The sequence below is a fragment of the Rhodococcus sp. 14C212 genome (assembly GCF_011058195.1).
Classification (GTDB): domain Bacteria; phylum Actinomycetota; class Actinomycetes; order Mycobacteriales; family Mycobacteriaceae; genus Rhodococcus; species Rhodococcus aetherivorans.
Genome location: NZ_JAALEH010000006.1, coordinates 22,554 through 38,344 on the forward strand (window position 1 = coordinate 22,554; position 15,791 = coordinate 38,344).

The following is a 15,791-nucleotide window of genomic DNA, read 5'->3' on the forward strand; positions in this document are numbered from 1 at the left end:
ATGCCGGTCGCCGTGGGATAGTGGGCCTGTCGAGCGAGTACAGGGAGCAGGCCCACATGCACGAATCGACCGGGAGATGACGATGAGTGGACCGGTGATCGACCCCCGCCGCCACGACGCGGTGATCTTCGACCTCGACGGGGTGGTCACCGACACCGCGGCGGTCCACGCCGCCGCCTGGACGGAACTGTTCGACCGGTATCTCTCACGTCGTCCCGAACGCGAGGGCGAGGACCACCGCGCGTTCACCGACGAGGACTACCGCAAGTTCGTCGACGGCAAGCCGCGCGTCGACGGTGTCGCGGATTTTCTTGCCTCGCGCGGTATCACGCTGCCGTGGGGTGACCCCGAGGACGGCCCGGACGTCGAGACCGTGTGCGGACTCGGTGCTCGCAAGGACGAGATGTTCCGCGAGCGCATCCACCGCGACGGTGTCCCGGTGTTCGAGTCCAGCGTCGATCTCGTGCGCCGGGTGCAGAGTCTCGGGCTCGGCACCGCGGTCGTCACCTCGAGCCGCAACTGCACGCTTGTGCTCGAGGCCGCCGGGCTCGCCGACCTGTTCAGCGTCCGGGTCGACGGCGTGGTTTCCGACGAACTCGGGTTGCCCGGCAAGCCCGATCCGGCGGCCATGCTCGAGGCCGCCCACCGGCTCGGGGTCCACCCGGCCCGGTCCGTCGTCGTCGAGGACGCGGAAGCGGGTGTCGCCGCGGGCCGGCACGGCGGGTTCGGTCTCGTCGTCGGCGTGGACCGCGTCCATCATCGCGACGAACTGCGGCGCCGGGGCGCCGACGTGGTGGTCGACGACCTCTCCGAGCTGGCAGTGCGCACCGGTGACCGGCGCATGTCGGAGATCCCGGACGCGTTGGCATCGTTCCAGCAGATGACCGCCCTGCTCGGCAAGCGCCGGCCCGCCGTCTTCCTCGACTTCGACGGCACGCTCTCCGAGATCGTGAACGATCCCGCGGCCGCCACGCTGGTCGACGGTGCGGCGGCGGTCCTGTCTTCCCTGGCGAGCGAATGCACCGTCGCCGTAATTTCGGGACGCGACCTCGCCGACGTGCAGACCCGGGTCGGTCTTCCGGGTCTGTGGTACGCGGGAAGCCACGGCTTCGAACTGATCGGCCCCGACGGGCAGCACCAGCAGAACGACGCGGCCCTGGCCGCCGTGCCCTATCTCGAGCGGGCCGCCGCCGCTCTGCAGGAACGGCTCGACGACGTACCGGGCGCGATGATCGAACACAAGCGGTTCACCGTCGCCGTGCACTACCGCAACGTCGCCGCGGACCACGAGGAGGGACTCGTCGCCACGGTGCGCGAGGTCGCCGCCGCCGAGGACCACCTCCGTGTCACGACCGGTCGCAAGGTCGTCGAGATCCGCCCCGATGTCGACTGGGACAAGGGCCGGGCTCTCGAATGGGTGCTCGAGCACGTGCGCGACGAGGACAACCCGATCCCGGTCTACATCGGTGACGACATCACCGACGAGGACGCGTTCGACGCGCTTGCCGGCACCGGACTCGGAATCGTGGTGCGCCACACCGAGGACGGCGATCGTCGCTCGGCGGCACAGTTCTCGGTGGACGGTCCCGAACAGATCCGGCGGCTGCTGCAGCGGCTCGCCGAGCTGTGGGGTGAGGACCAGGAAGCCGGCCCGCGCCACGACGCCTGGACCCTGTACTTCGAGGGCTACGATCCGCCGGCCGAGAAACTGCGCGAGGCCGTGTGCACGGTCGGCAACGGGTACTTCGCCACTCGTGGCTGTGCCCCCGAATCCCGCGCCGGTGCCGTGCACTACCCCGGCACGTACGCCGCCGGGATCTTCAACCGCCTGACGGACGAGGTGGCGGGCCGCACCATCGACAACGAGAGCATGGTGAACCTGCCGAACTGGCTGCCGGTCACCTTCCGCATCGACGGCGGCGAGTGGTTCGACATCGACTGCGTCGAAGTGCGGGAGTACTGCCAGTATCTCGATCTGCGTCGGGCCGTGCTCACCCGGCGGTTCCGATTCCGCGACGGTGCGGACCGCACCACGACGGTCGTGCAGCGACGGTTCGTCGCGATGCACCAGCCGCACGTGTGCGGCCTCGAGACGACGATCGTCCCGGAGGACTGGTCGGGGCGGCTCGAGATCCGGTCGGAGGTCGACGGCGCGGTCCGCAACACGCTCGTCGAGCGCTACCGGCACCTGGCCGGTGATCATCTCCGATTGGTGCACACCGCCCGATTGTCCGAGGACTCGGTGTGCCTGACGGTGCAGACCAACCAGTCCCGCATCCCCGTCGCCGTGGCGGCCCGCAGCACGCTCTGGCGCGACGACGAACGGATCCCCGCCGAGTACACCCTCCTCGACTCGGGCGGGCGGGTCGGACACGTCATCGCGCTCGATGTCGCGACCGGGGAGCCCGTGACCCTGGAGAAGATGGCCACCCTGTTCACCGGGCGGGACCAGGCGGTGTCCGAGCCGTCGGAGGAGGCCGCGCGCTGGCTGGCCCGCACGGGGCGCTTCGAGGAAACGCTCGAGGGGCACGTACTCGCCTGGGTGCACCTGTGGGACCGCGTGGACATCTTCCTCGGGGGCGACGGCGAAGGCCTGCGGATAGTGCGGCTGCACCTGCTGCAGATGCTGCAGACACTGTCGCCGAACACCGCGGATCTCGACGTCGGCGTTCCGGCGCGTGGCCTGCACGGCGAGGCGTATCGCGGGCACATCTTCTGGGACGAGCTGTTCGTGCTGCCGGTGCTGAACCTGAGGTTGCCGGGGTTGACCCGTTCGCTCCTGCGCTACCGCCACCGCCGCCTGGACGAGGCCCGCCGTGCGGCGCGGGAGGCGGGTCACAGCGGCGCGATGTTCCCGTGGCAGTCCGGCAGCGACGGCCGCGAGGAGAGCCAGCAGGTGCACCTCAATCCGAAGTCGGGACGGTGGAATCCCGACGCGAGCTGGCGCCAGCACCACATCGGGATCGCGGTCGCGCACAACGTGTGGCAGTACTACCAGGTCACCGGCGACCTCGGATTCCTCGCGGAGTACGGGGCCGAGATGCTGGTGGAGATCGCCCGGTTCTTCGCCGATCTCGCCACGTACGACCGCGCCCGCGACCGGTACGTCGTCCGCGGCGTCATCGGCCCCGACGAGTTCCACTCCGGCTATCCCGACGCCCCGTTCGACGGGATCGACAACAACGCCTACACCAACGTCATGGCGGTGTGGGTGATCCTGCGCGCGCTCGAGGCGCTGGAGATCATCCCGCTGCGGATCCGCACCGAACTGGTCGACACCCTCGGCCTGACCGCTCGCGAGACGGCGCGTTGGGAGGATGTCAGCCGCCGCATGTTCGTGCCCTTCCACGATCAGGTCATCAGCCAGTTCGAGGGGTACGGGGACCTGGCCGAACTCGACTGGGAGGGATACCGGCGCCGGCACGGCGACATCCAGCGCCTCGACCGGCTCCTCGAGGCCGAGGGCGACGACGTCAACCGCTACCGCGCGTCGAAGCAGGCCGACGTGCTCATGCTGTTCTACCTGCTGTCGGCGGACGAGCTGCGGGAGCTGTTCGAGCGGCTGGGCTACCAGCTGACGGGCGAAACCATCCCGCGGACGATCGACTACTACATGGCTCGGACGTCACACGGGTCGACGCTGAGCGCGGTAGTCCACTCGTGGGTACTGGCCCGGGCGCATCGCGGTCAGGCCATGGAGTTCTTCGACCGGGTGCTGGCGTCCGACATCGCCGACATCCAGGGCGGCACCACCTCGGAGGGGATCCATCTTGCGGCCATGGCCGGCAGCGTCGACCTGCTGCAGCGTTGCTTCTCCGGGCTCGAGGCGCGGGGGGACCGCCTGGTCTTCGGCCCGGAGTGGCCGGAGGAACTCGGCGTGCTCGAATTCCCGATCTTTTATCGGGGGCACCACCTGCAGGTGCGGATCTCCGGTCGGCAGGTCGAGGTCAGCGCGGGTGCGGGCATCCAGCGACCGATCGAGATCGAATGCCGCGGCCGGGTCGAACGCCTGCACCCGGGCGACACGGTCCGGATGCTCTGACGGTCCGGGAGTCGGCTGGAGCGGGCTCGGCTAGAGCGGGCTTTCGAGCCACGAGTAGTCGACCCCGACCCAACCGCCGGCCAGGCTGAGCGTGCCGAGCAGCCACAGCGTCATGACCACGATCGCGCCGGTCGTGAGCGCTCCCGCGCCCCGCACGACCAGCGACTGCTGCCCGAACCAGTGCATGAACCGGTCGTAGCGGCCGCGCGCGAAGTGCAGCAGACGGTGCGCCCAGGCGAACTCCGAGGCCAGGATCCCCAGGCCGGCGAAGACGATCAGCCAGCCCGGGCCGGGGTAGGGGATGGCCACGATGCCGGCCAGGAACACGAGTGTTCCGAAGGTCCCGACGGTGATGCGGTACGTCAGATTCAGCGACGGGCGCGTCTCGATGCGCCGGCGCCAGCGGAGCCACCGCTGCTTCAGCCGCCGCAACGGGGATATGCGGGTCCGGGCCCCGACCCGGTCGGGCGCAACCGCGTGCCGAATCCGTCCTTCACTCACGATCTACCGAGCCTGCTTCTCGTCATACCTGGGTGCCGTGCACGGCAGGGTCGTCTTCCAGTCTACCGACGCCCGACGGGTACGGCGGGCCCCGGAAACGCGGAGCCGCACGTCGCGGCCGGTCCGATCCGCGTGGTCAGGCCGCCGCGGCGTCCGTCGGGGCGGGATCCGCGGCGGTGAGCCGGTCCAGGTAGGCGGTGAAGACGGTGCCGAGGGCGACCGCGGTCTCGATCGTGTCGAGCCCCCGTATCGCCGCCACGAAGGACTCGTAGACGATGGCCGCTGCCTGCGACGGGAACAACCCGCCCTCGTCGGCGGTCAGCACCCGCACCGCGTCGTCCACGCTGCCTTCCACCGCGCAGACCACCGATCCGTGCAGCGGCACCGCGGCCGCCACGGCGATCAGGGCGTCCGCCAGCGCGGAGGAGGGGAACGCCACCGCAGCCGGAGCGATCACCCGACGGAACATCGTTACGTTCGCCATGTCGAACCTCCCGTGGAATCTCCCGAGCCGTTCTGTCGAGTGGTACCCGTGCGGGCCCGCTGTACACAGTGCCCGAGGGGACCGACAAGTTTCGCTGCCGGCGAGCGACTCGTCACGCCGCCAGGACACGCCGGGCATCGGCACGTCCGGCCCGCATGAACTCCGGCCAGTCCCGGGTGCCGATGAACTGCCGGTAGAAGCCGACGCCCCGCACCTTCTCGTACCGGACCGGCTCGATCATCGTGACCCGCGACGCCGAGCGCAGCCGCGCCAGGTTCTCCCGCGCCAGCTCGACCTGCTGGGACGTGCGCACCTGACCGGCGATGTAGAGGATGCTCGCGCGGCGCTCGGCCCAGCCGGTGGCGTCCTCGCCTCGGAAGCCGGGTGGATAGAAGCCGTTGACCGCGAGGGTGACCTCGCACGGCTGCTCGAGGTCGAGCAGCGGATGGACGGGGAAGATGTCGACGATCCCGCCGTCACACCAGTGGAAGCCGCCGAGCTCGACGGGCGCGACGAACAGCGGCAGCGCGACCGCCATGTGCACGGCCCGGGCCACGGGCAGCTCGGGATACGTTCGTGGCCCGAGGTATTCGAGCCGGTTCTGCTCGATGTTCCAGATCGGCGCGTACGCGGGTACGGGCATCTCGGCGAGCGTCATGTCGCCGAGCAGGCGCCGGTACGTGGCCTCGATCGCATCGCCGCGCAGGATGCCGGCGAAGCCGCGGCCCACGGTCGGTGCGACGGCGAGCAGCCGCCGCCAGTCGACGTCGAGATAGTCCTCGGGATCCAGCGCGAGGGTGAACTCTGCGACCTCCTCGGCGGGGACTCCCGCCGCGATCGGGAAGCCGAACAGTGCGGACCCGGAGCACAAGGAGATCACCGCCGGCCCGATGCCGCCCTCCTCCATCGCCCGGGCCACACCGACCAGAGACGCGAGCGCTCCGCTGCCCCCCGTCGCGGCCACCGCGATCCGATCGTCCTCCTGCAGCCGGACCCGGAAGGACTCGAACCGGGGAAACGGGTGCAGTTCCCGGTCCGGCGTGCCCGACGGCCGCTGCAGGGCCGCCCGTGCGACGTCGACGAGGAAACCGGCGTCGTTGCGCACGCCGTCGACCACGTCACGACCGCGGGAGAGGAGGTCGAAGTACTGGCGCACCCGGAAGATGTCGAGGACGGTGTCGAGCATGCATCGACTGTGCGCGCGTGCCACACCGCGGACCAGGGTCCTCGGTCCCGAATGCGGGCGGTCGGCTGCGGTGCGGCGGTGGGCGGACGGCCGCGGTGCGGCGGTGGGCGGACGGCCGCGGTGCGGCGGTGGGCGGACGGCCGCGGTGCGGCGGTGGGCGGACGGCCGCGGAGCGGCTACCGGCCGGGAACGCGGCCTGGTTGTGCCGCGGTGCGGAGCTGATAGCGCCGTTCGGCGTAGTCCAGGTCGTCGCGCCACAGCCGGGTGGCCGTGTGCCGCATGAGGGGTCGGAGGGCGGCGGCGGCCCGCCGGGTGGCGATGCCGAACCCGGGGCGTGGGGAATCGGCGACGACGGCCTCGACGATCGCGGTCCGGGACCGCCCGTCCGGTCCGGGGCCGAGGGGCGTCGCGTGGGTCTCGACCACGCTGCCCACCCCCTCGCCCGTCACGATCCGCATGACGACGGTGCGCGGCTCCGGGCTGGTGAATTCGGCGCGTACCGGCACACCGATCCGGCCGGCGACCCGGAAGGTGACATCGACGAGGAACCGGTCCTCGCCGTCCGCAGTGCCGCGGGTGGAGGGAGCCTCGACCACCTCCAGGCGGGCGAACGAATACGGGTGGAACCAGGCGCCGTGCCACGGGTCGAGGCGGTTGGCGACGATGTCGGTGGGCTCGCACACACCGACGAGGGTTGCCACCGCGGCGATGCGGGAATCGGCCGTCGGGCGCGTCGGGACGATCGGCAGTTCCGTCGGCTCCTCGCCGCCGACGTGATCGAGACGGACCCACACGAGCACCCCGTCGTCGTGGCTGGGGAACGGCTTCCAGCCGTAGGCGCCGTCGGCGTCGAGGCGCAGCCCGTGCCAGCGGCAGACCAGCGCGCCGCAGTCCACCGCGGCCAGCGCCATCGGGGCGCCGAGGTGGGGGCAGGCGCCGGGGCCGACGAGCACCCGGTCGCCGTGGCGCCAGGCGACGAGCTCGATGCCGGCGATCGTGATGCCGAAGGGCCGGTCCGCGCCGATCTCACGGCTGGCCGCCACGACGTACCAGTTGCCGGACGGCCGGCGCTGGGCGCGGTCGAGGACGGCGGAGATCAGCTCGGGCCGGGCACCCCGGTAGGTGGGTTGCTGCGCGGCCCAGCGGTCCGGGTCGAGGGGCCGGACCGGCCAGGTGTCGGGCCAGCGCCGGTACAGCGGATCGAGCACGCTCATGCGGGGTGCCTTTCCAGGGCGGCGAGCCGGCGCAGGACGGGCGAACGGCCCTGCGTGGGCACCGTGTACAGGTCGTGGCCGGCCACACCCCATTGCGCGAGAAGGGAATTCGCGGCGTGCCACCCGGTGGTGGCCGCGCGTTCCATGAGGGCCACCGGCAGGTCGATCCGGATGCCGTCGCCGGCGAGCATCAGCCGCTCGTGCGGGGTGCGGACGGTGGGCCGTCGCGCGAAATCGCCCACCCCGAACAGTGGGCAGTCCTGACGCCACAGTGTGCGTTCCTCGACGATGCGGGCCGCGGCGGTCTCGGGATAGATCGCGTGCAGGCGCGCGAGCACCTGGGCGCGCACGTCGTCGGGCGAATGTGCACCGTCGACAGCGTCTCCCGTCGCGGCGTACGCGTGCAGTTCCACAACCGAGCCGCCGGTGCGGCGAGTCCAGGCCCGGGCCTCCTCCTCGTAGCGGTCGAGCACGCTGACGTTGTCGAGCGGGCGCAGGCCGCCGGTGCCGAGAAATGCCGGGCGGTCCGCGGCGACGGGACGGTCCAGCCACAGGCGCTGCACCAGGAACGGAGGCGCGGAACGCAATCCGTCCACCCGCGAACGCCATCCGGGATCGCCGAGATCCGGTGAGGCGTCGACGAGGGCGCGCAGTCCGGCCACATCGAGCGCGAGGACGAGGCCGTCGGCGTCGATGCTGCCGCCGGTGTCGTCGTGGACGCGGAAGGTCCGGGTACCTCCGAGTTCGACGCCGGCCACCGCGGTGGAGGTACGGACGCGCGCGCCGTGTCCCGCGAGGTACCGGCCGAGCGGCCCCCACAGGGTGGTGTCGAAGTTGCCGGTGGCCACGTCGAAGAGCAGTCCCTCGGCGGAGCCGAGGAAGTAGATGTGGAACATCGTGGCCAGCTCGGCGGCCGACATGCCGGTCGGGGGAGCGAAGAAGCTGCGCGAGAACACCTCGAACGCCAGATGGTTGGCTGCCTTCGGAAAGCGGATGCGCTGCAGGAATGCCTGTGCGTCGACGTCGTCGAGCCGGTCGTAGATCTCCGGCACGGACACGGTCGCCAGCGGGGCCGCCGCTCGCACGTCGATGCGTACCAGGTCCTGCAGCCGGAACGTGGGGCTGCGCAACGCGAACACCAGTGCGTTCCACGGAGGGGTGTTCGGGATCCCGCGAAAGGTGTCGCGCCGGCCCTCGCCGTCGATGAGCGGATAGTCGTCGACCGCCGTCAGCCGCTGCAGATCCGGGTCGGTCCGGCGCAGCAGCCGGCGCAGGTTGTAGTACTGCCGGAAGAAGGCGTGGAATCCGCGGTTCATCGCGATCCCGGTGCCGTCGTCGAGCTGCTCACGCCATCCGCCGACCCGCCCGCCGAGGTATGCCTCGCGTTCGAGCACGTCGACCTCCACGCCGCGCTCGGCGAGGGCGGTGGCGGCGGTCAGACCCGCGATGCCCGCGCCGACGACCACCACTCGGGGCCGCTGCGGCAGATGCCCCGTGTCCGGCGCACCCCGAGAGGCGGCGTGGTGGGCGATCCGCCGATCGCTGCCGACGGCACCGTTCATATAGCTGCCCTCCTGCGGCGCCGGTCCGAATCCGGCCGTCCTGGTCGAACAGTGGCGAGGCCGAGCCTACCGCGGCAAGGCCCCCGGCGACGGCCGACGCGGTCAGGCACCGAGCCGGGCCGCGTGCGCCGCGACGGTCTCGAGATGCTTGTCCGCGGTGCTCAGATCCAGGTGGGCGTCGCTGAGGCCGTCGATGACCTCCCGCAGGTTGGCCTCGGCAACGGCGTCGTCCGGTACCGGATCCACCAGGTCGAACGCGTCGGCGAGGAAACGTACGCGCCGGTCCAGGGCCTGCAGATCCGTGCGCAATTCGGCGACCTGCCGGAGAAGATCGTTCATCGTGCTCCCTCCCCGTGCTGTGCGGCCGGCGACCGTCCGGACGCGAACCTACAGCCGCACGCTCACGGTAAGCCGGAACCGGGGACATTCGAGGCGGAACGGGCGGTCCGGGAAGTGACGTCACGAGATAGGCTCGACTGTGCGCGTGTGTCGGCGAGCGCATGCGGCAACCGGGTGAAGACGACGGCAGCGGAACGGCTGAAGTCCCGGAGGGCGTGGACTTCTCCGGGACGCGTAGCCGACACCGGGTGGGAGAAGGTATGAAGAGAACCTCCGGCCTCTCTCTCCTGATCCTGCTCTGCCTGGCGAGTTGTTCGGATGGCGGCGGGTCGCAGGTTCGGCCGTCGTCGCCCGCGACCGTCCCGGCGGCCGCGGCGTGCGGCGGCACCGACAGTGCCGGCCACCGTTACATCTCCTCTGTCGGTCGCGACGGTCGCTGCTTCGAGGATCAGCACGGCGACCCGATCCTGATTCGCGGGGACTCGCCGTGGTCCGGTCTGGCGGACTGGTCGCCCGAGCAAGCCGAAGCGTACTTCGCGAATCGTGAGGCCCACGGGTTCAACGCCTCGATCATCTCTGCGGTCGCCGTCCCCGACAACGGCGGGCCGAGCGAGGAGGGAGCGACCTTCGACGGCATCCGACCGTTCGTCGACGGCGACATCACGGCGTGGAACGAGCGGTACTGGGCGCGTGTCGACGAGTACCTGCGGATCGCCTGCCGGCACGGGAACACGCTGTTCCTCTACCCGATGGACGGGTGGAACATCTCCGGCGTGTTCGCGTCGGCAACTCCCGAACAGGCCGCCGTCTACGGCCGGATGTTCGCCCAGCGATACGCTCGGTTTCCGAACATCGTCTGGATGACCGGCGGGGACTATTCTCCCGAGACGGACGATCCCGCTGCCGGTTCCGAATCCGACCACGTGTTGCGCGGCATGCTCGAAGGGATCAGGGCGGCCGGCTCGGACAGGCCGTTCTCGATACAGCTGGGACCCCAGAAATCGCTCTCGACGGACAACCCGTTCTGGGAACCGTTGGCGGACTGGAACTTCGTCTACACATATCTGCCGACGTACAAGGCGGTGCTGGACGGGTACGAGCGACCGGCGGGCGTCAGGGATCCACGTCCCGCCGTATTCTCGGAGGGCAACTACGAGGGCGAGAACAACCAGTCCGACACGGCGCCGACGACCGACGAGACGCTTCGGCGCCAAGCTCTGTGGGCGCTGACCTCCGGATCGCCGGGGGAATTCCGCGGCTCCGACGACTGGGAGTTCCGAGAGGGCTGGGAATCGCGCCTCGATACACCCGCCGTCACGCAACTCGAGGCCATTCGCGATCTGTGGGCCTCGTGGGCCTGGTGGCAGTTGGTGCCGGACGTCGACGAGCCGTTCGTCCTCGACGGGCGCGGCACCCGGGCGACGGTCGACGAGATGGTGGACGTCCTGGCCGACGACTATGTCACCGCTGCCCGCACACCGGACGGCTCGCTCGCCGTCGTCTACGTGCCGACGCAGCGCACGATCCGGCTCGACCGTGCGCTGATTCCGCAGGGGGCGAGACTCGGCTGGATCGATCCCGCCGATGCCGCTGCGCCTTCGCTGCCGGCGGAGATCGATCAGGACGGAAACGTGGCGACCCCGGGGGTGAACGTCGGTGGTGACGAGGATTGGCTCTTGGTGATCACCGCGTGAAGCGGGCGCCGGGACAGGGAATCCGCGTTTTCCGGCCGAACTGCCCGAAGCGTCGGTAATGCCGGATTTGCGACACGTTTGACCCTCGGGACCCCGGGTAAGCGGGGGGAGTACGGCTGGTGGAGATCGCCAAACCATCGGCGACCGCCCGTGACAGGGCGGGACGGCCCGGGCACGTGTGGACGTAGTGCCGGCCGTATTCCCGATCCCCTCGGAAGGACACACTGATGACATACAGCGGATACCCGGACCCGGGCGGACGGAGCACCGACCCGCTCGCCGAGCAATCCTTCACCCCGCCGGGCGGTCCGCCCCCGGAGCCCCGGCACCGGATCGCCGAGTACCGGACGGGCCACGACACCCGCCAGCCCGACGGTGCGTCTTCGGCGCAGGTCGCACAGGAGCAAGCCGGCCGGGTCGCGGGTCAAGCGGCCGAGGCCGGCAGGGATGTGGCCGGAACGGCCGGCGAACAGGCCGCCCGCGTGAAGAACGAAGCGGTGGGGCAGGCCCAGGACGTGCTGCGGCGCACCCGGGACGAACTGACCGAGCAGGCCGCTCAGCAGCAGAAGAAGGTCGCCGAGGGGCTGCGCACGCTCGGGGAACAGTTCGGCTCCATGGCGCGCGACTCCGACCGGCCGGGGATGGCGAATGATCTCGTCCGCCAGGCGGCCGACCGGGCCGACACCGTCGCCTCCTGGCTCGAACAGCGCGAGCCGGGTGGAGTCCTGCACGAGGTCAGCGGCTTCGCCCGCCGCCGGCCGGGCACCTTCATCGCCCTTGCCGCCGGTGCGGGATTCGTCCTCGGGCGGCTCGGCCGGGGACTGAAGGACGCGGACACCGGGTCCGCGTCCTCGACCTCCGCTCCTCCCGCACCGCAGGCGCCGGGAGTGGCGAACCCCCGCCCCGAGTTCACCGGCGCCGATCCCGGCGCCGGCGGCCCCGCCGGCTACTCCTATCCGGCGCAGGGACCCGGCACGATGCCCGGCACGCCGATGCCCGGAACGTATCCTCCGGGACCCGCGACGGGCACGCCGATGCCCGGCGGTTACTCGTCGCCGGGGATGGGCACCCCGCCGCCCGGCGGATACGCGCCGCCGCATCCCGGTGGTGAGGTGCGGCCGTGACTCTTCCTCCCGCAGACCACAATCGAGCCGGCGACCAGCGATCCCTGGGCGAGTTGCTCTCCGATGTCAGTGGTGACCTGTCCACTCTGATGCGGCAGGAACTCGCACTGGCGAAGGCCGAGGCGACCCAGACCGCGACCCGTGCCCGCAAGGGCGCCGGCATGCTCGCCGGTGCCGCGGTGGCGGCACACTTCGTGCTGCTGTTCCTGTCCATCGCCGCGTGGTGGGCACTGGGCAACGCGATCGGCCGCGGCTGGTCGGCGCTCGTCGTGACCCTCGTGTGGGCCGTCGTCGCGACCCTGCTGGCTGTGCTCGGCCGCTCGGAACTGGCTCGCGCCAAGGGACTTCCCCGTACCACCGAAACCCTTTCCCAGGTGCCCGGAGCACTTGCCCCTCATCCTCAGGAGAAGCGATGACGAACACCGACGATCCGGATCGGATCCGCGCCGAAATCGACCGCACCCGACGCAGTCTCAGCGCCGACGTCGACACCCTCGCCGACCGGGCGCGGCCGTCGACGATCGCCCGCCGCAAGGTCGGCGGGATCGGCGGCTCGCTGTCCCGGATGCGGGACAGAGTCATGGGCACGGCGCAGGACACGACGTCGCAGCTGTCGGACAGCAGCCGCTCGGCCGTGTCGTCGGCGACCGATGCGGCGCGAGGTGTGCCCGCCACCGTGCAGCAGCAGACACAGGGCAACCCCCTGGCGGTCGGGCTCATCGCGTTCGGCGCGGGCCTCGTCGCCGCCGCCCTGGTGCCCGCCAGCCGGTCCGAACAGCAGGCCGCCGTCACGCTGAAGGAGACCGCGGAGCCCGCGTTGCGGGAGGCGACCGACGCCGCCAAGGAATCGGCTCAGCGGCTTGCGCAGCCGGCGCAGGAGGCGGCGCACGCCGTCGCCGACACGGCTCGGGACGCCGCGACCACCGTCAGGGAGGAGGGCACCGACGCCGCGCGCTCGGTGCAGGGCGACGCGCGCGACGCCGCGCACACCGTCCGCGAACAACGCTGAGCAGGCCGAGAATGTCCCGCCCCGGCGAGGGGCGGGACATTCTCGGCGTCGGCGGACAGGTCGTCGTGGCGTCAGATCATGACGGCGGCGATGGCTACGGCCACCAGAACGGACGCTGCGACCGCCAGTCCGAGAAGCACCGAACCGGTGACGGCGACCGCCATGGCTGCCGCCACCGCGCACGCGCCTGCCGCCGTGCCGGACGTGTGCCGGAGGCGCGAGTAGGACTCACGGGCCTCGTCGTCGATATCGGTCCGTAACCGGTGCCGACCCTCGCATGTATGGACCACTGATGTACCCCCTGCCGTACCACAGTGTGATCGCTCTCACATTATGCCCTTATTTGTATCGCATCACAAAACGATTTCGCCAGTGGAACGCGTATCCGGGTCGTCGAGGTGCTCCTCTCGTCCCGTGTTCGTGCACCGGGGGTGTGAATTCCGTCCGGGCTGGGTATCGGATACGGAGTCGGCAGGAAAGGAGACGGGCGGATGGAGACGCAACGACAGGGCGGCAACGACGAGCCCTTGGTCGCACACCCCGCGATGGCTTTCGTGCTGGACGGCATGCTGGTGCTGGCCGTGGCCGTGGTGGGGATGTGGATGTTCGGTTCGTTGTTGTGGGCGGCACTCGGCGGGATGTTCTGCGTCGCCACGCACCTGTTGTGCCGGGCGACGGGGCACTGCGGTGCAGCCTCGCACTCCGCGGTCACGCAGCCGGAAAGGCGGACGTCCATCCCGGTGGCGACGGACGTCCCGGTCGAGGCCGCACAGGCGGCCTGACGCTCGGTCCCGGCGGGTTCGAGGCGCACGCTCATGATGTCCTCGCGGTCCGGAAACCGCTTCACCGGTTCCGGAACGACGGACCGCCGCCGAGTACGGTCCTTCGACCGACACCCCGTATTCATTGCAGGCGTACATGATTCGCCGTAGTGCTCCGGTTCCGTCGATGTACCGCACCCGCACGAGGTGTTCACGCATCCGGCCCCTGCGAGTCGAACGACCCGCCACCCGGGACGGATCCGGAGTGTCGGAAAGAGACTGCGGCCGCGGCACACTGGGCGTCCGGAGACGGATGCGTCACGGGGGACGGATCGAGAGTGGGTGCGCGTCGGCGATCCGGCCGCGGTGGGAAGCTACGCCGAGTTCGTCGGTTACGGGTGCCGATCTCCTCCCCGGCCGCGATGTTCCGACGGTTACCGGGGAACTCTCGGCAGGAGAGGGGGGCGGAACCGCCTCCGCGGAGCGTCGTCGCGGCCTATCGTAGGCGTGCGGATCTCGTATGGGAGGACCCATGGCCGAACCGGTGTTCGAGGAGTCGCAGGGCGCGGGCGGACCGCCACAGTTCGGGGGACTGCGCGCCATGTTCGTCAACTGCACGCTCAAACGCTCGCCCGAGACCAGCAACACGCAGGGGCTGATCGATCGCAGTGTGGCGTTGATGGAACGCGAGGGCGTCACGGTGGACCAGATCCGGGCCGTCGACCACGACATCGCGACGGGCGTGTACCCCGACATGACGGAGCACGGATGGCCGAGCGACGAATGGCCGCAGCTGTTCGAGCGGATCCTCGCCGCCCACATCCTCGTCATCGCCGGGCCCATCTGGCTGGGTGACAATTCGTCGGTCACCAAGAAGGTCGTCGAACGTCTCTACGGCTGTTCTTCGCTGCTCAACGAGCACGGCCAGTACGCGTACTACGGCCGCGCGGGCGGTTGCCTGATCACCGGCAACGAGGACGGCGTCAAGCACTGCGCGATGAACATCCTCTACAGCCTCCAGCACCTCGGATACGTGATCCCGCCGCAGGCCGACGCCGGCTGGATCGGGGAGGCCGGTCCGGGTCCCTCGTACCTCGATCCGGGGTCGGGCGGCCCGGAGAACGACTTCACCAATCGCAACACCACGTTCATGACCTACAACCTCATGCACACCGCCGCACTGCTCGTGCGGGCCGGTGGTTTTCCCGTGGGTGGCAATCAACGATCGTTGTGGGACGCCGGGTGTCATCCGTCGTTCGAGAACCCCGAGCACCGGTGATGCCGGCGCAGATCGGCGAGCGTGGCCCGGGGGCCGTGTGGTGCGCGCTCCTCCCGCTCGCGGTGCTCGTCGCCACCGGCTGTGGGGCGACGGGTGAGAACTCCTACGATGTCGTCCCGGCGTCGGAACCTGCGGTGACCACGGCCGGAGAGCCGACGGTGATCACCACGGCGAACGGTCCCATCGGTGAAATGCTCTTCGACCGGAGGGACCAGGCGATCTACATCTTCGACCGCGAGGCAGGCACGGTCCCGGACTGCTACGGCGACTGCGCCGTGGCGTGGCCGCCGGTGGTCACCGAGGGTGCTCCCGTCGCGACCGGCGACGCCAACCAGGGGCTGCTGGGCACCACGTCGCGCTCCGACGGGACCACCCAGGTCACGTACGCCGGTCACCCGCTGTACTTCTATGCCGACGAGGAGCCCGGACAGGTGCTGTGCCACAAGGTCGAGGAGTTCGGCGGCCTGTGGCTGGCGATCGACGAGGCCGGCGTGCCTCTCCCGTGACCGGGATGACCGCCCGGTGGTGTTCTACCGGCGCCCGGGCGAACGCGAACGGGTACCAGGAGTGGCGGATGCGCACCATTCGAGCCTGCG

14 protein-coding genes are annotated in these 15,791 nt (G+C 70.5%); 8 read left to right on the plus strand and 6 right to left on the minus strand.

What is annotated here, in order from left to right; all coding sequences use genetic code 11:
* Positions 1-82 precede the first annotated feature (82 nt).
* Positions 83-4,042, plus strand: coding sequence for a trehalose-phosphatase (otsB, locus tag G6038_RS04685; protein ID WP_165036154.1), 3,960 nt, complete (start codon positions 83-85; stop codon positions 4,040-4,042).
* 30 nt (positions 4,043-4,072) lie between these two features.
* On the opposite strand, the gene G6038_RS04690 is transcribed toward otsB, so the two are convergent.
* From G6038_RS04690 to G6038_RS04715, 6 genes are all read right to left on the minus strand, one after another.
* The gene (locus G6038_RS04690) at positions 4,073-4,474 is read right to left on the minus strand and encodes a TIGR02611 family protein (protein ID WP_165036155.1); all 402 of its coding nucleotides are present in this window, start codon (positions 4,472-4,474) and stop codon (positions 4,073-4,075) included.
* A 205-nt stretch (positions 4,475-4,679) separates the two neighbouring features.
* Positions 4,680-5,027: a hypothetical protein gene (locus G6038_RS04695; protein ID WP_206024286.1), complete on the minus strand. Its 348-nt coding sequence runs from the start codon at positions 5,025-5,027 to the stop codon at positions 4,680-4,682.
* Positions 5,028-5,139: 112 nt separating this feature from the next.
* Entirely contained in the window at positions 5,140-6,213 is a 1,074-nt protein-coding gene (locus G6038_RS04700; RefSeq protein ID WP_165036156.1) for a patatin-like phospholipase family protein, read from the minus strand.
* Between the two features lie 176 nt (positions 6,214-6,389).
* Positions 6,390-7,427 (minus strand): DUF5914 domain-containing protein, encoded by a 1,038-nt coding sequence (locus G6038_RS04705; protein WP_165036157.1) that lies wholly within the window; start codon positions 7,425-7,427, stop codon positions 6,390-6,392.
* Positions 7,424-8,989: an FAD-dependent oxidoreductase gene (locus tag G6038_RS04710; protein ID WP_165036158.1), complete on the minus strand. Its 1,566-nt coding sequence runs from the start codon at positions 8,987-8,989 to the stop codon at positions 7,424-7,426. Before G6038_RS04710 ends, G6038_RS04705 begins: the two co-directional genes overlap by 4 nt.
* A gap of 102 nt (positions 8,990-9,091) precedes the next feature.
* Positions 9,092-9,328, minus strand: a complete 237-nt coding sequence (locus G6038_RS04715; RefSeq protein WP_165036159.1) for a hypothetical protein — start codon at positions 9,326-9,328, stop codon at positions 9,092-9,094.
* Positions 9,329-9,588: 260 nt separating this feature from the next.
* Between G6038_RS04715 and G6038_RS04720 the strand changes: the two genes are divergently transcribed.
* The 7 genes from G6038_RS04720 to G6038_RS04750 all read left to right on the plus strand — a co-directional run bounded on the left by G6038_RS04720 (position 9,589) and on the right by G6038_RS04750 (position 15,701).
* On the plus strand, positions 9,589-11,022 hold the full coding sequence (locus G6038_RS04720; protein WP_165036160.1) for a DUF4038 domain-containing protein: 1,434 nt from the start codon (positions 9,589-9,591) through the stop codon (positions 11,020-11,022).
* 227 nt (positions 11,023-11,249) lie between these two features.
* On the plus strand, positions 11,250-12,146 hold the full coding sequence (locus G6038_RS04725; RefSeq protein WP_165036161.1) for a hypothetical protein: 897 nt from the start codon (positions 11,250-11,252) through the stop codon (positions 12,144-12,146).
* The gene (locus tag G6038_RS04730; RefSeq protein WP_165036162.1) at positions 12,143-12,562 is read left to right on the plus strand and encodes a phage holin family protein; all 420 of its coding nucleotides are present in this window, start codon (positions 12,143-12,145) and stop codon (positions 12,560-12,562) included. The genes G6038_RS04725 and G6038_RS04730 overlap by 4 nt, the downstream gene beginning before the upstream one ends.
* Entirely contained in the window at positions 12,559-13,155 is a 597-nt protein-coding gene (locus G6038_RS04735) for a DUF3618 domain-containing protein (protein ID WP_165036163.1), read from the plus strand. The genes G6038_RS04730 and G6038_RS04735 overlap by 4 nt, the downstream gene beginning before the upstream one ends.
* Positions 13,156-13,646: 491 nt before the next feature.
* The gene (locus tag G6038_RS04740; RefSeq protein WP_165036164.1) at positions 13,647-13,937 is read left to right on the plus strand and encodes a hypothetical protein; all 291 of its coding nucleotides are present in this window, start codon (positions 13,647-13,649) and stop codon (positions 13,935-13,937) included.
* 511 nt (positions 13,938-14,448) lie between these two features.
* Positions 14,449-15,195, plus strand: a complete 747-nt coding sequence (locus G6038_RS04745) for a flavodoxin family protein (protein ID WP_165036165.1) — start codon at positions 14,449-14,451, stop codon at positions 15,193-15,195.
* The gene (locus G6038_RS04750; protein ID WP_165036166.1) at positions 15,195-15,701 is read left to right on the plus strand and encodes a hypothetical protein; all 507 of its coding nucleotides are present in this window, start codon (positions 15,195-15,197) and stop codon (positions 15,699-15,701) included. Before G6038_RS04745 ends, G6038_RS04750 begins: the two co-directional genes overlap by 1 nt.
* Positions 15,702-15,791 lie beyond the last annotated feature (90 nt).